The sequence below is a fragment of the Mesorhizobium sp. ANAO-SY3R2 genome (assembly GCF_042466635.1).
In the GTDB taxonomy this organism is placed as follows: Bacteria; Pseudomonadota; Alphaproteobacteria; order Rhizobiales; family Rhizobiaceae; genus Aminobacter.
In genome coordinates this window covers 1,228,925-1,247,588 of the sequence record NZ_CP159955.1, presented here as the reverse complement: position 1 = coordinate 1,247,588, position 18,664 = coordinate 1,228,925, and the positions used below count along the sequence as shown (strand labels likewise).

The window sequence follows — 18,664 nt, the reverse complement described above, 5'->3', positions numbered from 1 at the left end:
CGGCGCTGGCCCGAACTACAGCAATCCTTGTGCGCTCATTATTTCGGTGCGCATCTTGCCGACGACGGCATCGATGAACGCGGAAACTGCCAATGGCAGGTGGGCCCGGTTGGGGTAGACGACACTCATCGAGAGGTTGCGGCGCATGTATTGGGGCAGCACCGGCGCCAGTCGGCCGGCCGCGAAGTCGGCCGTCCCCAGTATCGGAGTCAACGCGATGCCGAGGCCTGCAATCGCCGCCTTTCGGATCGCTTGTGCGGTATTCGCCATCACGCGGCCGGTGACGGTCACCTCCTCCTCGACACCGTCGGGGCCTTGAAGGCGCCAAGTCGCATAGTCCCTCGCCTGGGGCACAAACAGACAGTCATGACGGGTCAGGTCCTGCAACGTGGCTGGCGTCCCGCGCGCGGCGAGATACGAAGGACTGGCAACAAGTCCGATCGTCCGGCTTTGGATTTTGCGCACGACATAGTTCGGGCTACGCGTTTGTGTGCCTCGAAAGGCGACATCGATCCCCTCTTCGATGAGATCGACCGTAGCGTCGCTTAGCACGAACTCGATGCGCACTTGCGGGTGCGAAGCCAGAAATTCGGCGACCCATTCCATCTTGTAGAAATCGAAGAAGTCGGCAGGCATGGCCACGCGTATCAGTCCCCTGGGTACCCGCGCGCCGGCAATCAGATGCTCTCCCGCTTGTTGCAGTCCGTCCACTGCCGCGGCGCTGCTTCCGTACAGTTCATAACCGGCATCCGTGAGCTTCAGCTTCCGGGTCGATCGCTGCATGAGCCGGGCGCCGAGCTGCTCTTCCAGTTCTTGGATGCGCCGGCTGATCGTATTGGCAGGAACCCCCAGACGCCGCCCAGCCTCCGCGAAGCTGCCGAAGCGCACAACCTGCACGAACAGGCCGATATCGTTCAGGTCGAGCATCGTCGGCATTCCTTCGAAAAATGGGGGAATTAAATCCGATATCCCCGTCTAGTCAATCAAACATGCGGTGATCATTTTTAGGGACAGCAGGAATGCATCTGGTCCCGATTGTTCGATCAACCTGAAAGGGAGCGTCCCACATGTCCAAGAACCCGCATATCGGCATCGTTGTCGGCTCGACGCGACAGGGGCGCTTCAGCGAGCGCGCGGCCTCGTGGTTTCACAAAACCGCGGTTCGGCGCACCGATCTCAGCTTCGAAACTGTCGACCTGCGCGACTACCCAATGCCGTTCTTTGATGAACCGGGGTCTCCGCTCTGGATGCCTCCCAGGGACAACACGGCACAGCTCTGGGCCGCGAAGCTGGCCCAGTTGGATGGGCTCGTCTTCGTCACGCCCGAATACAATCACGGATACAGCGCAGTGCTAAAAAACGCACTGGACTATGCCTATCAGGCATACAACCGCAAGCCAGCTGCCTTCGTCGGGTATGGTGGCGTCGGCGCAGCACGCGCCATAGAGCAACTGCGCATGGTTGCCATCGAACTTCAAATGGCGCCGATCCCCAAATCCGTGAACATCGGCATGGCCGAGTTCCTTGGCATCTGGCAGCAGGGCAAGGATTTCGCGGATTTTCCACATCTCGAACAGGCGGCCGTCGCTCTGCTCGATGATCTGTCCTGGTGGAGCCACACATTGCAAGTCGGACGTCAGGCCGCATCCGCGCAGGCGTTAGTTGACTGAGTGTTCTGGGCCGTCCCTCGGCCCATTGAAACACTCCGATGCTTCATTCCAACCGCGTGGTGCCCCCGCAACACGTCAAGTGAAAGGAGATTGGTCATGAGTAGGAAGCTTACCGTCGTCGTCATCGGAGCCACGGGCCAACAAGGTGGCGCGGTGGCGAAGAACCTGCTCGCGCGCGGTCACGAGGTTCGCGCCGTCACGCGCAATACCGATTCCGCCAAAGCGAGGGAACTCGCAAACGCAGGCGTCACCCTCGTGCGCGCGTCAGTCGAAGACACGGCCGCGCTCGCGAAGGCGCTCGAAGGAGCGACCTCGCTCTTCGCGATGACGACGCCATTCGAAAGCGGTCCGGAATCGGAGGTGCGACAAGGCGTCTCCGCTGCGGACGCGGCAATGGCAGCAGGCGTACACCTCGTCTTCAACTCGGTAGGCTCCGCCAACCGGCAGACAGGCGTGCCGCACTTCGACAGCAAGTACGAGGTCGAAATGCACATCGCCAAGATCGGCGTGCGCGCCACGGTGCTCGCGCCAGTCTATTTCATGGAGAACCTCTATTTCGGCAAAGGGCAGCTCGCGAAAGGCGTCTACGCCACGCCGCTCGGGCCGACGAGGCAGCTTGCGCAAGTCGCGGTCGCGGACATAGGGGCTGTCGCCGTTCGCCTCCTCGAGGATCCTGGCCGCTTCGCAGGCAAGCGCTTCGACCTCGGGAGCGACGAACTCACGGGCAATGAGGTTGTCGCCATCCTCTCGCGTGTCACCGGCCGCCAGTTCAGCTACTTCCAGGTCCCGATGGATACCATCCGCCAGCGCATGGGTGAGGACAACGTCAAGATGTACGAGTGGTTCGACCGCGTCGGCTACACGGTCGATCGCGCAGCACTGCGCCGAGAGTTCCCGGACGTCGCCTTTCACGACTTCGAGGCGTGGGTGAAGACACAGGACTGGCACGCACTTCTCCAAGGCGCATAGGACGACCGCGTTCGATACATTCAGCAACTTGTGAATGAGGTGATATCGATGAGCCGGATCCCTACTCACACGGTTGAGAACGCACCGGCAGCGTCGCAGCCGCTCCTGCGAAAGATCGTTCAAGCCACCCCCGGCGGACGACCAGCGAACCTGCACGCCCAGATGGCGCACTCTCCGGCGGTCCTGACGGCGTACACGTCGCTACGCGCCGTACTTACCGATCAGAGCACCTTCACTCCGAAGATGGGTGCGGCACTGACTCTTGCAGCGGCGGCTGGGCTCGGCAACGACTACATGGTCCGTATTGCCAGTCGGCTCGCCCAGATGAACGGCTGGTCCGGCGACCAGGTCACTGCCTTGACGACGGGCACTTCGACGAACGACGCCAAGACCGACGCGCTGGCCGGCCTTGTCAGGGAAGCGGCTGCCAATTCGGGAAACGTTGCCGATGCCACTTGGAACGTCGCCCGGCAAGCCGGCTGGAACGATGAATATCTGACCGACGCGTTCGTTTACTTGGGGGCGACCGTATTCACCGCATACTTCCTAAACTATGCGCAAACGAACCTAGACATCTGAAGTCGATTTTCCTCTATGAAGGCCGCTTGCCATTAATGACGGTCCTTCGGCAGAACCGAGGGGCCGCCAGGGTAGTAATCCTTCATCATTTGGCGGCCTTGATCAATTCGGCCGCGCGGCCGCCGATCATGAAGGCTGGGGCATTGGTCGGCCCCGAAATGATCGACGGCATGACGGACGCGTCGGCCACACGCAGGCCGCGAAGGCCGTGGACGCAAAGTTCGCTGTCAACTACGGCATCGGGATCGGCACCGCTGCCAATCCTCGCAGTACCCACTGCATGCCCGAAACTGGCAGCAGCTGTCCGCGCGAAGTCGATCAGGTCCTGCCGACTGGTGGCCTTGGGGCCTGGTACGACCTCTGCTGCACGGACGCCGTCGAGCGCAGCCTTGCTGCCGAGTTCGCGGGCCGCTTCGATCGCCCGCAATATTGCGGCGAGATCTCGGTCGGTACCCAGATGATTGCCTTCGATGATGGGCGCATCGCGCCAATCCGAGCTGGCCAGCCGCACATGGCCGCGGCTGGTCGGCTGAACAAGCGCGGGGGCGATCGTGAAGCCTTCCGTCGGGGGCGCGCCGAAACGGGCAGCCGCCTCCGGTGTTGCGAGCGGAAGCTGCTCCAGCACAAGGTTGATATCGGTCGGATGACTGTCGACGCCGCTCGACAGGTAGACCTCGGCCTCCACCGCATTGCTGTCCGCGGGGCGCTCCGGCATCTTGCCCTTGTATTGGTAGACGACGCCGGAGACCAGGACATGATCCTGCAGGTTCTGGCCGACTCCCGGCAAATTCGCGACCGGCTCGATGCCGAGTTTTCGAAGCTGCGTGGCGTCACCGACGCCAGACAACATGAGAAGTTTCGCGCTATGGATCGTGCCGGCCGCGAGGACCACTTCACGACTTGCCCTGACGCTTTTGGCACCATCGGCGGTGACAAGTTCCACGCCACTTGCACGATCGACCTCGAAGACGACCTTGGTGACGGTGCTGTTTAGGAGCAGAGTGAGGTTGGGACGGTCGAGGTTCGGCTGCAAGAAGGCGCGCGACGCGCTCACCCGTGAACCATCAGCGGCGATATTCATATTGATATAGCCGGCCCCAGCGCGCATCGGGCCGTTCATGTCATCGATGATGGGAAAACCCATCTGACGCGCAGCCTCCAGAAAAGCTGGGGCCGTCGGATGGGGATCGCCGGGTATCCGGATGTGGACGGGTCCGCCGACGCCGCGCCATTGGTTCGCGCCGCCTTCCCAGTCCTCCTGGGCTTTGTATGTCGGCAAGACGTCCTTGAAGCCCCATCCCTTCGCGCCGCTTGCCTCCCAAGCGTCGTAGTCGCGCTCCAGGCCGCGCGACCACACCATCGCGTTGATGGAGCTGCCACCGCCCAGCACACGACCGAGCGCCATGCTGAACTGTCGGTTGTTCAATTGGGGAACGGGTGCGATCGGTAGATTCCAGTCCAACGGACCGCCGACATTGTAGAACCAGATACTGGGGTTGCTAATTGTGGGTGCCGTATCAGCGCCGCCCGTTTCAATGACCAGAACTTTCGCGCCGGTCTTCGACAACTCGCCGGCAACGATCGAGCCCGAGGCGCCTGCGCCCACGACAATGTAGTCGTAGGCGCCCTCGAGCTTGACTTGTTTGGCCGCCTGATTGTCGCCGGCGTCGAACGCATGATCTGACATGGCGGGCGAAAGCCCGGGGGTAAGACCGGCAGCACTGGCGACGCTCAGGAAACGGCGCCTGCTCAGTCGCCCGCTTGCCACCCGGTCTAGACGGACCTGCATCCGTTCACTGGCATTAGTCATCTTGAGTCCTCCATCTTGGCGGCCGAGCCTAGCGGCGGCCGCAACGGGTTCGGGACTTTACGGACTCGCATGCGTGTGGAGCTTATCGGCCAGGAAAGCTGCGATGGCATCTAGCGCCTGTGCTGCCGCCTTCAACTTTCCGAAGCTACCGGGAAATCCACGTGGCATCCCCATCCACAGACCGAGCCGGGCGTCGATGCCCGCGGCGACTGCGCGCGCGGCCTATCGGAGCGAGTCATCCAGCAGCACTTCGTTGTTCGTGAATGCGGACGGGAGGCAAATGGCGTCAGAGATAACTGCGTCTTCGGGATCGTGGGGGTGCACGACGACAGAATCCAATTCGCTGTTCGCCAAGCCTTGCATGGCCAGCTCCTAACTATCTCGCACGGCAGGCACGACCCGTCCGGAGCTTTCCGCAACTCCGGACGGTCTGACACGATTCAATGCCTGAAGGCCGCCTCGAGATTCATCAACACACCCAGCTGTGCCAGAAGAATGGGAACCGCGACGTAGCAGTGAAATGAAGTGACCTTCCCACCTTCCACATGGAAGACGTCGCAGCACGGGGTGTGCATTTCTTTTCCAGTCGGGGGAATTGTCCCAGCCGGCATCACCAGATCACCCTTATGCGTGCCATTCAGCGACAATTCGACGATGACCACATTGTCGGAGAAATAGAGGGTGTTGAGCTCCCTGTGCATGTCGGGGAAAGCGGCGGCATAGACGTCGACCGTGATGCCGATGTCGGAGCCGTAGTACTTCTTTCCGCCGGCCACGTCATAGAAGTAGCCGCCGTCTGCAAAGAGCGAAACAAATTTCGGCGTGTCTTTGGAGTCAGCCTCTGCGTAATGGTACAGGCTGCGGATCAGCTGCTCATTGCGGACTTGTTCTGCAGTTTTGACGTTCATCTTCCACCTACCAAAACTCGATACGACCTGAAGAAGGGGGAAAGCTTGAAGCGGCCAATCGCTGTTCCGCGGGTATCGCGGGATGCAACGGCTTCCGCTCGATCTGAGTTTATGGACAGCGGCTCATTTTAGAAATAGAAACTATCGAAACCCAAGGTTTCGAAGTTTATCATCATGGCCAGGCTGCCGGACCTTGAAGGGCTCGCCATTTTCGCGAAGGTTGCGGAGTGCCGCTCCTTCGCTGACGCAGCCGCTGAGCTGAGGCTCTCAAAAGCGACCGTGTCAAAGGCGGTCAGAAGGGTCGAGGCGCGGCTCGGCGCGCGGCTGATAATCCGCACGGCTCGCCGCTTCGTGTTGACAGATGCCGGACGACTGCTCGTAGGCCGCGCTGCCCATATCCTTTCCGAGGGGGAAGCTGCCGAGGATGTTGCCAAGGCCCAGGCTAGAACTCCGAGCGGATTGGTGCGTCTGACCGCTCCCATGTCCTTCGGCATGTTGCGCGTGGCACCACTGCTGCCAGAGTTTCTTTCCGCCTTCCCCGAAATATCGATCGATCTCCATTTGAGTGACGCGATGATGGATCTGATCGGGGAAGGTTTCGACGCTGCGATCCGCATCGCCGTCCAGCCCGGCGCCTCGCTCGTTGCGCAGCGGTTGTTCGAAATGCCGCGCTACCTGGTCGCCTCGCCCGCTTACCTGGACAAACATGGGAGGCCGCAACACCCGCTCGACCTCTTGCAGCATCGCTGCATCTGCTACAGCTATACCATGGCCACGGAGGTTTGGCGCTTCATGAGGGGCAGCAAATCCGCCAGCGTGCGCCCCTCGGGTCCTCTACGCGTGAATAACGGAGATGCCATGATGCCGGCGCTGATCGCGGGCACCGGCGCTGGTATCTTGCCGGAGTTTTTCCTGGGTGAGGCATTTCAGTCCAATCAACTTGAGCGATTGCTGCCGGATTGGTCGATCCCGCCCGGCGCTGTCTACTGGGTGACACCGCCCGAGGGGCCGTTGCCGAACCGCACAGAAGTCCTCGGCAACTATCTGATCGATAGGCTATGCCGAGCCACAGTCGCAGAAAATCCTGTGCGCGTCTGACCGATCGCCGCATCAACCCTCCAACAGCCTATCGAGCACTTGAAGTTTCTCGGGTGGCATATCTTCGCTGAACGCTTTCTCCGCCCGCAGGCTCGCGATCGCGCGCCGAATGTCGCGAAATGGCGCCCTGTGCGACACTGCTGAAGGATTGGTCTTGGCGGAATTCCTTTGGATGTGAAGGATTGACACGTTGCGGACCTCCTAGAACTCGTTCTGCTATCCGGATAGCGGGCGTTCAGCTGAACTGGCCATTCTGATCCGTTCCGGACGTTTGGCCGGCGTCAGCCAATAAACCCTAGGACTTCGGCATTGGCAAAGATCCGCCCGTTGCGGCCATCACCTCATTGTGAAACTGCGTGGTTGACCCATCGGATGAGGCGATGTCTGATGGACCAACACGGGCGCTACGCATAAGACGGAGGCTCATCTCATGGTCAGTTTCACCCTCAACGGTCAGGCGAAAACGTTCGACGGCGACCCCGATACGCCGCTTCTTTGGGTCATCCGCGACTTCGAGAAATTGACAGGCACAAAATACGGCTGCGGGGTCGCGCAGTGTGGCGCGTGCACTGTGCATCTCGACGGCATGACGCGGCGCTCCTGTGTCACGCCCATATCCAGCGTCGAAGGTCTCGAAGTGACCACGATCGAGGGATTGTCCGGCGTGGAAGCGGAAGCCGTGCGGAAGGCCTGGGTGGCGATCGACGTGCCGCAATGCGGCTATTGCCAGTCCGGCCAGATCATGTCGGCGGTGGCGCTGCTGCAGATCACGCCAAAGCCGACCGACGAGGATATTGACAGCGCAATGACCGGCAACATCTGCCGCTGCGCCACCTACCAGCGCATCCGGCAGGCGATCAAAGACGCTTCGGCGATGATCTGAGGGAGGGCTGAACGATGACCATTCACGCATTCCGTCCTTCGCGCCGCGCCTTCCTCGCCGGCGGCGGCCTCGTCATCGGCTTCGCCTTCGCGCCCGCGGTCTTTGCGCGCGCGCTTCTGGGCGTGCCGGCCGGCGGCGGCAGCGACCTTGTGGCCATGAATGCCTTCGTCAAGATCGGGGTGGATGACACCGTCACGGTCCTTTCGAAGCACATCGAGTTCGGACAGGGCCCGTTCACCGGGCTCGCCACGCTGGTGGCCGAGGAACTCGACGCCGACTGGTCGCAGATGCGCGCCGTGCACTCGCCCGCCGACGACAAGGTCTACGCCAACCTCATGTTCGGTGTGCAGGGCACGGGCGGCTCGACGGCGATCGCCAATTCTTACGAACAATTCCGGACCGCCGGCGCCACGGCGCGCGCCATGCTTGTGGCGGCGGCGGCCGAGGAATGGAAGGTGCCGGCGGGCGAGATCACCGTTGCCGCAGGCCGCATCAGCCACAAGGCGTCGGGCAAGGAAAGTGGTTTCGGGGCCCTCGCCGATAAGGCGGCCAGGCAGGCGCCGCCGGATCATCCGGTGCTCAAGGATCCGAAGGATTTCGTGCTGATCGGAAAGGAGTTGCCGAAGCTCGATACGCTGGCAAAATCGACCGGCCGGGCGGTGTTCACGCTCGACGTGGTCGCCGACGACATGCTGTACGCCGTTGTCGCACACGCCGATCACTTCGGCGCTGCGGTGAAGTCGTTCGACGATACCGACACGCGCAATGTCGCCGGCGTCGTCGACGTCAGGCAAGTGCCGCAAGGCGTGGCGGTCTACGCCAACGACACCTATTCGGCGCTGAAGGGCCGCGCGGCATTGAAGGTCGAGTGGGACCTGTCCAAGGCCGAGACGCGCTCCTCTGACGCGTTGGCAGCTGATTTTGCCAGGAAGCTGGGCGAGAAAGGGCTGGAGGCGACGAATACCGGTGACGTCGACAAGGCATTCGCCGGTGATGGCGTGCGCAGCCTGGAGGCGGAGATCGTCTTCCCGTTCCTGGCGCATGCGCCGATGGAGCCGCTGGATGCGGTGTTCGTCAAGGCCGACGACGGCGTGCTTGACATCTACAGCGGGTCGCAGCTTCCCGGCATGGACCACATGGCGGCAGCCAGGATTCTGGGACTGGACCCGGCCCGGGTGAGGCTCAACACCCAGCTTGCCGGCGGCAGCTTCGGACGCCGCGCGCAGTTCGGCTCGCCCTATATGAGCGAGGCGGCGGAAGTCTATAAGGCAAGCGGCGGCGTGCGGCCGGTGAAGCATATGTGGACCCGAGAAGATGATCTGCGCGGCGGCTACTACCGGCCGATGTATGTTCACAAGATGCGCGGCGCGATCGACAAGGAAGGCAAGGTCGTCGCCTGGGACCAGGCCATCGTCGGTCAGTCGATCTTGGCCAAGGCCGATCTGGACGAAACCTCGGTCGAAGGCGCTTCCAACCTGCCCTATTCGATCGGAAACCTGCGCGTCAAGGCGCACAATGTGTCGCTGGCCGTGCCGCCGCTGTGGTGGCGATCGGTCGGCCATACGCATACCGGCTTCGCGGTCGAAACCTTCCTCGACGAGTTGTTGACGATGGCCGGCAAGGACCCGGTCGAGGGACGCCTGGCGATGTTCACGGATGCGCGCTTCGCCGGCGTGCTCAAAAAGGCGGCCGAGATGGCCGACTGGGGTGCGGCCGTGTCGGAGGGGCGCGAGCGGGGCGTCGCCGTGGTGAAGAGTTTTGGCACCTATGTCGCGCAGGTGGTCGAGGTGTCGCGCAACGCCGACGGCACGCCCAAGGTGCACAACGTCTGGTGCGCGACGGACTGTGGCGTGGCGATCAACCCCAACATCATCAGGGCGCAGATGGAAGGCGGCGTCGGCTATGGACTTGGCGCGGTGCTCTTCGACGAGATCACGCTGGGCGAAGGCGGCAAGATCGTGCAGTCCAACTTCCACGACTACCGCTCACTGCGCATCGGAGAGATGCCGCATGTCGAGGTCGAGGTGATCGCATCGACGGAAAAGCCGTCCGGCGTGGGCGAGCCCGGAGTGCCGCCGATCGGTCCGGCCGTGGTGAATGCCTGGCGCAAGCTCACCGGGCAAGCTGTAAGGCGTCTGCCCATCGTTCCGGGAGGGGTTTCCTGATGATGCGCCAGAGTGCGTTTTCTGTCCGCGCGGCTGGTGCGGCGGCAGGAGCTGTCCTTGCACTGTTTGCACTGGGTGCTGTGGCTCAGGAAGCGGCGGCCCCCGGCACGCTTCGCGATGCGGCTTCCTTCGATTCGATTGCCGACAAGACGGCGCGCTCGGTGGCGCTGTTCGAGGAAGCCGGCAAGGTGATCCAGCATCCACGCTGCGTGAACTGTCACCCCGCCGGCAATGTCCCGCTGCAAGGCATGGCGATGCGCCCGCACCAGCCGCCAGTCGCACGCGGCGCAGGCGATATCGGCATGCCGGGCATGATGTGTGGCACGTGCCACGGAGCGACGAATGTCGACGTGCTTGGTCAGGCCGAGACGCTCAGGAGTATTCCCGGTCACCCGCAATGGCACCTGGCGCCGATCGAGATGGCATGGGCCGGCAAGCCGCTCGGCGAGATCTGCGAGCAGATCAAGGACCCAGAGCGCAATGGCGGCAAGAGCCTTGAGGCGATCGTCGAGCACATGGTGCATGACAGTCTCGTCGGATGGGGCTGGGCCCCAGGCGCAGGGCGGGCGCCCGTGCCCGGTACGCAGGACGTATTCGGCGAACTGATCCGCAGATGGGCGTCGGATGGCGCCGCTTGCCCGAAGGCATGATGCGCGTTGAACGTCGAATCCTTCAGCTGAGACCAAGAGTGGACTTGCTGCCTGGTTGTCCGGTGCGGCGCGAGCTTACATTTCGTGAAGAAGGTTGCGCCCTTGCGCCAGTCAACTCGCCTACGCTGTAATTCACACGCCTAGACGCTGAACGGACGTTTTCGCGTCGAAAAGCTGCCTTCCAAGAGGATAAGGCCGAATGGTCTGCCCCCTGAAAAGTGGTCCTCCCTTATGTATGGCTTTTGAGCCGATGGAGGACTTAGGAAATGGCCAGGAAGAGACACAGCGCGGAAGAGATCGTCACGAAGCTGCGGCAGGTTGATGTTCTGACTTCGCAGGGCAAATCGGTTGCGGAAGCGGTCCGATCGATAGGTGTGACGGAAGTTACATATTATCGTTGGCGGTCGGAATACGGAGGCCTGAAGGGCGATCAGGTCAAGCGGCTGAAGGAACTTGAGACGGAGAATGCGCGGCTTCGGCGCGCCGTCTCCGACCTGACCCTGGACAAGATGATCCTGGCGGAAGCTGCGCGGGGAAACTTCTAAGCCCCGCACGTCGCCGGGCCTGCGTGGATCATGTTGTTGCCGAGCTTGGCGTCCGCGAACGACGGGCGTGCCGGGTTCTTGGTCAGCACCGCTCCACGCAGCGCAAGGTTCCAACGACACCGGATGATGAAGCGGCTTTGACTGCCGACATCATCGCGCTTGCCATCCAATATGGCCGCTACGGTTATCGCCGCATCACGGTGATGCTGCATCGTGCGGGCTGGGTGGTGAACGTCAAACGGGTCGAGCGGATCTGGCGGCGTGAGGGGCTGAAGGTTCCGCAAAAGCAGCCCAAACGAGGCCGTCTGTGGCTGAATGACGGTTCCTGCATCCGGCTGCGGCCGGAGTATCCCAACCATGTCTGGTCCTACGACTTCGTCGAAGATCGCACCCACAACGGAAGGAAATTCCGCATGCTCAACGTGATCGATGAGTTCACAAGGGAATGCATCGCAATCAAGGTGAGCCGGAGGTTGAAGGCCGTCGACGTGATCGACGCTCTGTCCGACCTGTTCATCCTGCGCGGCATCCCTGGCCACATTCGATCCGACAATGGCCCCGAGTTCATCGCCAAAGCCTTGCGTGAATGGATCGCCACCGTCGGTGCCAAAACTGCCTACATCATGCCCGGCAGCCCTTGGGAAAATGGCTATTGCGAGAGCTTCAACTCGAAGCTTCGTGATGAACTGCTCGATGGAGAAATCTTCTACACGCTGAAGGAGGCCCAGATCGTCATCGAAGGCTGGCGGCAACATTACAATACGGTGCGACCGCATTCATCGTTGGGCTACAAACCGCCTGCGCCGGAAGCGATCCTGTGGCCGGCTGCGCAACCCGGACCAGCTTCGCCGGCCACCCCGGCCATAGCGCCAAGACCCATCATGCACTAAAATTGAACCCGGACCACCTGAGGGGGGCAGGCCACTCTCACTCGCCCAAAAGGCCCACCTTGTATTTAGGGCAAACAGAGCAAAGGGACCGCGTCGCGCGCCAGAGCCCGCAACCACGCCCTGCTTTCGCGAACAGCGGTTAGCGAAGATCCGTTCTGCTGCCATGCCGAATGGAGTAGGCGCGGGTAAGTTCGGCCCCAAAAAGGAATATTTGCGAAGAGTAATAGACCCAGAGCAGCACCACCAGCAGCCCGCCAGCAGCGCCGTAAGAGGAGGCGATCGCGCTAGTGCCGATGTACCAGCCGACCAATGATTTGCCGATGGTGAAAAGTGCCGCCGTCACCACAGCCCCCCTGGCCACATCGCGCCATGTAAGATTCCGATCGGGCAAAACCTTGTAGATCGCCGCGAACATGATCGTCACGAGCGCAAAGGACACAACGCCATTGATCGTGCTCAGGATGACCGTTCCGAACGGCAGGTGGGCGTTGATGATCCCGCTCATCGCAGAAATCGCCGCACTGGCGATAAGCGAGACGAGCAACAGGAAGCCGAGGGCGGCGACTAGACCGAGGCTTGCCGCTCGCGCCCGCACCAGGCGCGACACGGAGGTGGCCTTCGGTTCGACCTTCCAGATGACGTTCAATGCCGTCTGCATCTCGCCGAACACCCCGGAGGCCGTCACCAACAAGGCTACAAGACCGATGAGTGTCGCCCATGTCCCGGTCGTCGTGGCAGACGCGCTCTCAAGCACCCCCCGGAACAGGTCGGCGCTCTGCGGCCCCATGAGACCGGAAACCTGGGCTGACAACGCTATTTGCGCTGCCTCCTGGCCGAAGCCGATGCCCGCGAGGGCAACTACAATGAGGAGAATTGGCGCCAATGATGTCGCCGCGTAAAACGCCATTGCGGCCCCATGGCTAAGGGCATTGTCGTCGATGAAGGCGAACGTGCTGTCTTTCACCAGATTGCAGGCGTCCGCGATTCCAATTCGTATCACCGCCCTTTCCCCTTTCCAGATGAGATAGGGCCCGCTTAACGGCAATCGAGAGGGTACTTGCCCAACGAAGGAACTGACGGCGGCATATCGCGTTTCTGGCAATCCGCGGGTCTTCCTTGCCCGTTGCTCTGAAAGGACCTGACATGTCACGCTTCAAAGCTCTCGCAATCGCATTGACGATGGGCAGCGTCATGCTTGTCGGTGGCCCATCGATGGCAGAGACAATGAAATTCAAGGCGGATCTCAAGGCTGCCAGCGAAGTCCCGCCAACAGACAGCAAGGCAACGGGCACGGCTGATGTGACGGTGGACACGGCAACCAAGAAACTGTCCTGGAAAGTCAACGCCGGCGGTCTGACAGGGGACGCAACGGCGGCTCATTTCCATGGCCCGGCCGCAGTCGGCAAAAATGCGCCACCTATGGTCGACATCTCGTCCAGCGTTGCCAGTGGTTCGGCTGACATTACCGATCAGCAGCTCGCCGATCTGCAGGCTGGGAAGTGGTATCTGAACATCCACACCCAGAAGTTTCCCGACGGTGAAATCAGAGGCCAGGTCGAAAAAGCCCGATAGAACTAGGGCACCGAGCCGGGCGTTCGCGTCACGCTAGGGCGCAAGGGCGAATGCCCGGCTCAGTGCATTTGTTAGGGCTGGCCGCTTTGGGCTCAATGAAGGTTGGACCTTTTCTCCGCCTGAACGATAAGGCCGGCGAGGCAGCTTAGGATTGCTACAACGACGTCAGGCGACGGCCATTCAAGCATTGATTGATCGGACTCTGTCGCGTCAAGGATGGGGAATATACAGACCCCATGCTGAACCCGCTTGGCACCAGGCGGTTGCAGGGTCAATTTCATATCGGGGAAACGGAGGCCCAAAGCCTTTGCAATCTTGCGCTGTTTTGACAGAGCATCGAAGAACTCCCCCTCGGGGAGAAGTAGCACAAACTCTCGGGTCTCGTCGGCTTGCGATCGGATAGAAGGCATCACCCAGCCTCACTGCTCGTGCGGGATTTGTTGCAAGAAGCAGGCATTCCGCCAATCATATCTTGGACAGCCCGCATGCAGGAAGCGTGTCGACTACTTTGTTGGGCCTAAGGGGCCATACGTTCAAAGTGTCATACCTTCGAAGATAGCTACGCTCGGCGATACGAACCTCAGCGGATGACATGCATTAGAACCGGGAGGAACGAGCGCGTCTGCTCAGCGCATTTCGCTTCGCCTAATAGACGTACTCCGGCATCGCTCTGAGTTGATCTTTCGTAAATGAGGTGACGGCATGAACTTCGCCGCCCTCGCCACGCATGAACTCGAGCTGGTGTGCCGTAAGAGCAATCGACTTCGCGCCAATGCCCAGGAAGCCGCCGACATTGATGATGACCTGAGCGGTGCTTCCGGAGCCGTGGACATGCGAGACCGTTCCGATGTCCTCATCGTCTGGTCCGAAGACCGAAACATCCTGAAGCACATCGGGAGTTAGCTCTGCCCCGCTGAGGCGGCGGTGGTTGCTGTGATCCATTGCTGGTCTCCTCTGGAGGTATGACTTCCTCAACACCACAACCAGCCTTCTGTTCCGAAGGAAGTCAGGCCATGGGAGCCTCCTGACCACTCGACAGATAGGTCTGCACCGGCGAGGACCACGCATCATTGCACAGCCGGTGGCCCCGCAGCATGAAAGTGTACAGTGGATCGAGCGCAGGGGTAAATTTCGGGCCTATGGCGCGCCTTTGATCGCTAGCCAGACTAGCCCCAACACGCCGGCGATTCCAAGTCGGGGGGATCATGCAACGTGCCGATACCGAAATGCGACAGGAACGCGCTTCTGGCCCGACGTCAAACAGCATGTCCACTTCTGCTGATCCACCGAAACGCACTGAATGACCGAGATGGGGCGCGTTGCCGCCCCGGCAGCTCGGGGGCCGTTTCCCGCCTGTCCGCTTTCGGAACCAATGCGCGCAAAGCTGCCGTTCGCACTATGAAGTGTGGACGTCAATCCTTCACGTTCAGAAGGATTCCGGTCAAACGAATCCTTCCCCCCGCCGGGTCGCAGAGCCGCCAGAAACCGCCCTTCGAACCGGTGACCATGGAGTTCATTTCTTGAAGTATCGGCTCCGCGAAACTTGACAGTCGCGGTGAAGGGGGCATTGCGCCCCCGTTCTATCATGGGCAATGGGGCGTTGCCCCCCTCGCTTCAAAACTTGCCGTTCTGGTTCTTCCATTCCGATTGCGCGGGAATGGCTTCGATCGTGTCCCAATGCTCGACGATCTTGCTGTCCTGGACGCGGAAGAGGTCATAAAATGAGGTGTGCTTGCCGGCAAAGCTGCCCTCGCTCACCGTCAGCACGAAATTGCCTTTGCCGAGAACCTGGTGAACCTTGTCATACTTCACGGTCAGCCCGGCGGCGGCCATAGCCTTCAATGCCTCGTCAAGCCCCGACAACCCGTCGGCAATATGGGGATTGTGCTGCGTGTAGGCATCGCCTTCGATGTAGGTGCCGAGTTGCTCCATGCGCCCATTGACGAGAATGCCGTCGACGAAAGCGGCGACGAGCGCCTTGTTGCTGGCGGTCTTGTTGAGATCGGTTGCTTCGGTCGGCCCATCCGTCATGCTGTGACCGCTCGAATTGGGGCCGGCCGTCTCCTGGAGGTTGTCCCAATGTTCGACGATCCTGCCGTTTTCGAAGCGGAAAATATCGAAGCCGATTTTTGGGCCGAAGAAATTATAGTCAGTGTGAGCGACCACGTAATCGCCGTCCTGAAAGACGCGGATGGTGTCCACCTTGGCCGACCCCTTCGGCAACGCGGCGAGAAGCGCACCGAACCCCTGCAAGCCATCTACGGCCGAAAGATTGTGCTGGGTGTATTTTTCCGGATTGATGACGGCAACCGGCTCAGCGGCGCCCGTTTCGATGGCCTTGAGAAGGTCGATGACCTGTTGTTCCTGCATGGTCATTTTGGTCTCCATTTGTGCGAAAGCGCCACAGGCGGTCAGGACTGCCGCTGTGACGGCGAGGAGCAAGCGGCGGGAATATTGCATGATGTGCAACCATTCCTGTAACAGACAAGTATGTATCTACTGCAGTCACATATATCTGTAAAGAGGTTCACGGAGAAAATCGCGTCTCCGCGTTCAGCGTGCGAGATTGGCTTTCGAAACGTCCTGCGCCAGGTCCGCTATCGTCGTACGGGCAAGTTCGGCCTCCATGGCCTTCTCGACATCCGAAAGCCGCCGGCGCAAGACGCCATTGATCTGCCTTCCGACCGGGCATTGCGGGTTCGGTTCCTGGTGCAGCGCGAAAAACGTGCTTTCCTCACCCATGGCCCGGTGCACATGGAGAAGCGTGATGCGGTTGCCGGGCCGTGCAAGCAATGCCCCACCCCCGGTGCCCATCTGCGATGTCGTAAGTCCCGCCTTGGCAAGCTGGGACAGCAACCGGCGGATCAGCGTCGGATTGGTACTGACGCTGGACGCAATGAGTTCGGACGTCGCGGGCCGTTCTCCCTGCGTCTGAAGAAAGGTCAGGATATGCGTGGCAACGGCAAAACGGGTGTTCATCGAGCGTCCTCTATATGTACTTGATATAGGCACATATGAGGCTGATGCCAATCCACTTGGGCCCCCAAGGGCCAGTCGTGATAGTGTGAAGATGTCTGAATCGGCGCGTCACTGGTCTTCTTGATCACTATGGCCCGGTAACGCGCCGGCGACATGCCTGTCCTGCGCTTGAAGAAATGGCTGAAATTTCCCGGATCGCGAAAACCAAGGCTATAGGAGATTCTCGAACTTCGATCTTAAGCCTTTGCTTTGCGAGGAGAGCGCGTCGCGAGCTGTTTGGCAGCCGGCTTCCTGCCAAGCCCAAGGCTCTTCGCGAGTTGCGAGCGCTGGACGGAATAATTCGGCGCCGTCATCGGATAATCTCCGGGCAGGCCCCATTTTGCACGATACTCGTCCGGGGTCAGACCAAAGACTGAGAGATGCCGCTTCAACGTCTTGTACCGTTTGCCGTCCTCGAGACTGATGAGGTAATCAGGCGTGATCGTCTTTTTGATCGGCATCCGTGGCGTCTGTTGCTCTTCCACCTGGGATTCCGGGCTGTTCAGCTTGGCAATGCTGGCGTGGACCTGCGCGATAAAAGCCGGGAGTTCTCCGACAGGTACTGGATTGTTGGAAACATAGGCGGCGACGATCTCGGCTGTGAGTTCAACGAGTTGATGGTTCGGCTTGGGCAATACTTCGGTCATATACTTGCTCCGGCAATAACTCCCCCCGCAACGGGGCAGTGCACAGTGCCAGAGAGCAAAATCCGGCACCAGAGGAATCGCGTTAGCGTACGAATGATTGAGATGGCACTGCCTTGGCGCACGGAAGCTTCTAGTGTGCCCAGGAGTTCCGGTGACTGGCTAGTCGACCGACTCGAGAATGTGAGGTGTATCGTTCGGTGTTGGTGCGGCCTTCCGGCCCCTTGCCTGGCACGATCCTCGCGATGCTGACGTCCGACCCAAAGCTGAAGGCCGTGGCTGGCCTCGCTGCATCTTTGCATCGCTCATCTGCAAACATTGACAAGGGTCCCTCGAAGCGGCCGTTCAAGGCTGTACCGGGGTGCATCGATCCTATTGCGTTGGAACTGGCCAGCCTCTCCGACGTTTGAACGAGTTCAATGGAGTTCAATGGAACGACCGCAGTGTCGGCATAGTCGAATGACGCTGCCCGCACCCCAAGCTGAACATCTGACTTAGCCTCGAGAGACATGACCGGTCGCAGATCATCGCGCTCGCACCAATCAGAGGAGATGACAGTGACGAAACCAAGTATCGTTTTCGCTCATGGCCTTTGGGCCGACGGCTCCTGCTTCAGCAAATTGATCCCGACGCTACAGGCCGACGGCCACGACGTGATGGCATCCCAGCACGGTCTCGACTCGCTAGCGAGCGACGTCGCCGCTGTGAAGGCATGCCTGGCTCGCGTCAGCAGCCCCGTGATCCTCGTTGGGCACTCCTACGGGGGCACGCTCATCACGCATGCGGGGACCGACCCGCGCGTCGCCGGTCTCGTCTATATCGCGGCCTTGGCACCGGACGCCGACGAGACCTCGCAAAGCCTGCAGGCCAAGTTCCCAGTGACCGACGTCTTCTCGCACATCGAGGTGACGGACGGACGGGTGTGGCTCAGTCCTGGTGGGGTCCCCTGCTTCGCGGGAGACCTGCCTGAGGCGGAGCAGAAGCTCGTCTACGCGACGCAGGGGGCGCCAGTGGCCGACCTGTTCACCCAGAAGGTCGAAGACGTGGCATGGAAGACAAAGCCGAGCTGGTACATCGTGGCCACTCAGGACCGCACCGTCCATCCCGACCTGCAACGCTTCGCGGCAAAACGAATGGGAGCCACCACTTTCGAATTCGAGAGCAGCCACGTTCCGATGCTTTCCAAGCCCAGCTTGGTCCTTGACGTGATCCGCAAGGCCGCTGGCGCGGTTCAGAACAACTAGGGGCAACTGCGCGTCGGGT

Annotated in this window: 19 protein-coding genes; 10 read left to right on the top strand and 9 right to left on the bottom strand. The window is 60.9% G+C overall.

The genetic code is table 11. The features are described 5' to 3' along the window. Window positions 1–15: 15 nt before the first annotated feature. Window positions 16–927, bottom strand: a complete 912-nt coding sequence (locus ABSY17_RS10730; RefSeq protein ID WP_378950112.1) for a LysR family transcriptional regulator — start codon at window positions 925–927, stop codon at window positions 16–18. A gap of 140 nt (window positions 928–1,067) precedes the next feature. Here ABSY17_RS10730 and ABSY17_RS10725 point away from each other — a divergent pair, with 140 nt between their 5' ends. The 3 genes from ABSY17_RS10725 to ABSY17_RS10715 all read left to right on the top strand — a co-directional run bounded on the left by ABSY17_RS10725 (window position 1,068) and on the right by ABSY17_RS10715 (window position 3,218). Continuing rightward, complete coding sequence (locus tag ABSY17_RS10725; RefSeq protein ID WP_378950110.1) at window positions 1,068–1,670, top strand: NADPH-dependent FMN reductase; 603 nt, start codon at window positions 1,068–1,070, stop codon at window positions 1,668–1,670. A gap of 96 nt (window positions 1,671–1,766) precedes the next feature. Beyond that, window positions 1,767–2,639, top strand: coding sequence for an NmrA/HSCARG family protein (locus ABSY17_RS10720; protein WP_378950108.1), 873 nt, complete (start codon window positions 1,767–1,769; stop codon window positions 2,637–2,639). Between the two features lie 48 nt (window positions 2,640–2,687). Then, window positions 2,688–3,218, top strand: coding sequence for a hypothetical protein (locus ABSY17_RS10715; RefSeq protein WP_378950106.1), 531 nt, complete (start codon window positions 2,688–2,690; stop codon window positions 3,216–3,218). A gap of 85 nt (window positions 3,219–3,303) precedes the next feature. Here the strand turns inward: ABSY17_RS10715 and ABSY17_RS10710 are convergent, their stop codons facing one another. Both ABSY17_RS10710 and ABSY17_RS10705 read right to left on the bottom strand, forming a co-directional pair. Continuing rightward, window positions 3,304–4,986: a GMC family oxidoreductase gene (locus ABSY17_RS10710; RefSeq protein ID WP_378950104.1), complete on the bottom strand. Its 1,683-nt coding sequence runs from the start codon at window positions 4,984–4,986 to the stop codon at window positions 3,304–3,306. A gap of 482 nt (window positions 4,987–5,468) precedes the next feature. Further along, window positions 5,469–5,936, bottom strand: coding sequence for a nuclear transport factor 2 family protein (locus ABSY17_RS10705; protein ID WP_378950102.1), 468 nt, complete (start codon window positions 5,934–5,936; stop codon window positions 5,469–5,471). Window positions 5,937–6,110: 174 nt separating this feature from the next. On the opposite strand from ABSY17_RS10705, the gene ABSY17_RS10700 reads away from it, so the two are divergent. The 5 genes from ABSY17_RS10700 to ABSY17_RS10680 all read left to right on the top strand — a co-directional run bounded on the left by ABSY17_RS10700 (window position 6,111) and on the right by ABSY17_RS10680 (window position 12,167). Beyond that, entirely contained in the window at window positions 6,111–7,034 is a 924-nt protein-coding gene (locus ABSY17_RS10700; RefSeq protein ID WP_378950101.1) for a LysR family transcriptional regulator, read from the top strand. A 430-nt stretch (window positions 7,035–7,464) separates the two neighbouring features. Continuing rightward, complete coding sequence (locus ABSY17_RS10695) at window positions 7,465–7,917, top strand: (2Fe-2S)-binding protein (protein ID WP_378950099.1); 453 nt, start codon at window positions 7,465–7,467, stop codon at window positions 7,915–7,917. Window positions 7,918–7,931: 14 nt separating this feature from the next. After that, window positions 7,932–10,082 (top strand): molybdopterin cofactor-binding domain-containing protein, encoded by a 2,151-nt coding sequence (locus ABSY17_RS10690; protein ID WP_378950097.1) that lies wholly within the window; start codon window positions 7,932–7,934, stop codon window positions 10,080–10,082. 2 nt (window positions 10,083–10,084) lie between these two features. Beyond that, window positions 10,085–10,732, top strand: coding sequence for an Isoquinoline 1-oxidoreductase subunit (locus ABSY17_RS10685; protein ID WP_378952583.1), 648 nt, complete (start codon window positions 10,085–10,087; stop codon window positions 10,730–10,732). A gap of 266 nt (window positions 10,733–10,998) precedes the next feature. Continuing rightward, a protein-coding gene (locus tag ABSY17_RS10680) for an IS3 family transposase (protein WP_378942677.1) occupies window positions 10,999–12,167 on the top strand; the annotation gives its coding sequence in 2 pieces (ribosomal slippage) (window positions 10,999–11,263 and window positions 11,263–12,167; 1,170 coding nt in all). 139 nt (window positions 12,168–12,306) lie between these two features. On the opposite strand, the gene ABSY17_RS10675 is transcribed toward ABSY17_RS10680, so the two are convergent. Beyond that, window positions 12,307–13,131: a YihY/virulence factor BrkB family protein gene (locus tag ABSY17_RS10675; RefSeq protein ID WP_378950095.1), complete on the bottom strand. Its 825-nt coding sequence runs from the start codon at window positions 13,129–13,131 to the stop codon at window positions 12,307–12,309. A 179-nt stretch (window positions 13,132–13,310) separates the two neighbouring features. Between ABSY17_RS10675 and ABSY17_RS10670 the strand changes: the two genes are divergently transcribed. Continuing rightward, window positions 13,311–13,739, top strand: coding sequence for a CHRD domain-containing protein (locus tag ABSY17_RS10670; RefSeq protein WP_378950093.1), 429 nt, complete (start codon window positions 13,311–13,313; stop codon window positions 13,737–13,739). A 645-nt stretch (window positions 13,740–14,384) separates the two neighbouring features. On the opposite strand, the gene ABSY17_RS10665 is transcribed toward ABSY17_RS10670, so the two are convergent. From ABSY17_RS10665 to ABSY17_RS10645, 5 genes are all read right to left on the bottom strand, one after another. Beyond that, the gene (locus tag ABSY17_RS10665) at window positions 14,385–14,681 is read right to left on the bottom strand and encodes a PRC-barrel domain containing protein (protein WP_378950092.1); all 297 of its coding nucleotides are present in this window, start codon (window positions 14,679–14,681) and stop codon (window positions 14,385–14,387) included. Window positions 14,682–15,353: 672 nt separating this feature from the next. Further along, window positions 15,354–16,115 (bottom strand): hypothetical protein, encoded by a 762-nt coding sequence (locus ABSY17_RS10660; protein ID WP_378950090.1) that lies wholly within the window; start codon window positions 16,113–16,115, stop codon window positions 15,354–15,356. A 177-nt stretch (window positions 16,116–16,292) separates the two neighbouring features. Beyond that, the gene (locus ABSY17_RS10655) at window positions 16,293–16,718 is read right to left on the bottom strand and encodes an Rrf2 family transcriptional regulator (protein ID WP_378950089.1); all 426 of its coding nucleotides are present in this window, start codon (window positions 16,716–16,718) and stop codon (window positions 16,293–16,295) included. Beyond that, complete coding sequence (locus ABSY17_RS10650) at window positions 16,715–16,939, bottom strand: helix-turn-helix domain-containing protein (protein WP_378952580.1); 225 nt, start codon at window positions 16,937–16,939, stop codon at window positions 16,715–16,717. Before ABSY17_RS10650 ends, ABSY17_RS10655 begins: the two co-directional genes overlap by 4 nt. 15 nt (window positions 16,940–16,954) lie before the next feature. Next, window positions 16,955–17,404: a MucR family transcriptional regulator gene (locus tag ABSY17_RS10645; protein WP_378950087.1), complete on the bottom strand. Its 450-nt coding sequence runs from the start codon at window positions 17,402–17,404 to the stop codon at window positions 16,955–16,957. A 548-nt stretch (window positions 17,405–17,952) separates the two neighbouring features. Here ABSY17_RS10645 and ABSY17_RS10640 point away from each other — a divergent pair. After that, window positions 17,953–18,645: an alpha/beta fold hydrolase gene (locus tag ABSY17_RS10640; protein ID WP_378950085.1), complete on the top strand. Its 693-nt coding sequence runs from the start codon at window positions 17,953–17,955 to the stop codon at window positions 18,643–18,645. The last annotated feature ends 19 nt before the right edge of the window (window positions 18,646–18,664 follow it).

Excerpts from the sequence above, each read along its gene's own strand:
- ABSY17_RS10715 (WP_378950106.1), top strand. The coding sequence starts at position 2,688 with ATGAGCCGGATCCCTACTCACACGGTTGAGAACGCACCGGCAGCGTCG.
- ABSY17_RS10640 (WP_378950085.1), top strand. The coding sequence starts at position 17,953 with ATGACAGTGACGAAACCAAGTATCGTTTTCGCTCATGGCCTTTGGGCC.
- ABSY17_RS10670 (WP_378950093.1), top strand. The coding sequence starts at position 13,311 with ATGTCACGCTTCAAAGCTCTCGCAATCGCATTGACGATGGGCAGCGTC.
- ABSY17_RS10665 (WP_378950092.1), bottom strand. The coding sequence starts at position 14,681 with ATGGATCACAGCAACCACCGCCGCCTCAGCGGGGCAGAGCTAACTCCC.
- ABSY17_RS10705 (WP_378950102.1), bottom strand. The coding sequence starts at position 5,936 with ATGAACGTCAAAACTGCAGAACAAGTCCGCAATGAGCAGCTGATCCGC.
- ABSY17_RS10645 (WP_378950087.1), bottom strand. The coding sequence starts at position 17,404 with ATGACCGAAGTATTGCCCAAGCCGAACCATCAACTCGTTGAACTCACA.
- ABSY17_RS10720 (WP_378950108.1), top strand. The coding sequence starts at position 1,767 with ATGAGTAGGAAGCTTACCGTCGTCGTCATCGGAGCCACGGGCCAACAA.
- ABSY17_RS10655 (WP_378950089.1), bottom strand. The coding sequence starts at position 16,718 with ATGAACACCCGTTTTGCCGTTGCCACGCATATCCTGACCTTTCTTCAG.
- ABSY17_RS10685 (WP_378952583.1), top strand. The coding sequence starts at position 10,085 with ATGCGCCAGAGTGCGTTTTCTGTCCGCGCGGCTGGTGCGGCGGCAGGA.
- ABSY17_RS10700 (WP_378950101.1), top strand. The coding sequence starts at position 6,111 with ATGGCCAGGCTGCCGGACCTTGAAGGGCTCGCCATTTTCGCGAAGGTT.
- ABSY17_RS10725 (WP_378950110.1), top strand. The coding sequence starts at position 1,068 with ATGTCCAAGAACCCGCATATCGGCATCGTTGTCGGCTCGACGCGACAG.
- ABSY17_RS10690 (WP_378950097.1), top strand. The coding sequence starts at position 7,932 with ATGACCATTCACGCATTCCGTCCTTCGCGCCGCGCCTTCCTCGCCGGC.
- ABSY17_RS10730 (WP_378950112.1), bottom strand. The coding sequence starts at position 927 with ATGCTCGACCTGAACGATATCGGCCTGTTCGTGCAGGTTGTGCGCTTC.
- ABSY17_RS10660 (WP_378950090.1), bottom strand. The coding sequence starts at position 16,115 with ATGACCATGCAGGAACAACAGGTCATCGACCTTCTCAAGGCCATCGAA.
- ABSY17_RS10695 (WP_378950099.1), top strand. The coding sequence starts at position 7,465 with ATGGTCAGTTTCACCCTCAACGGTCAGGCGAAAACGTTCGACGGCGAC.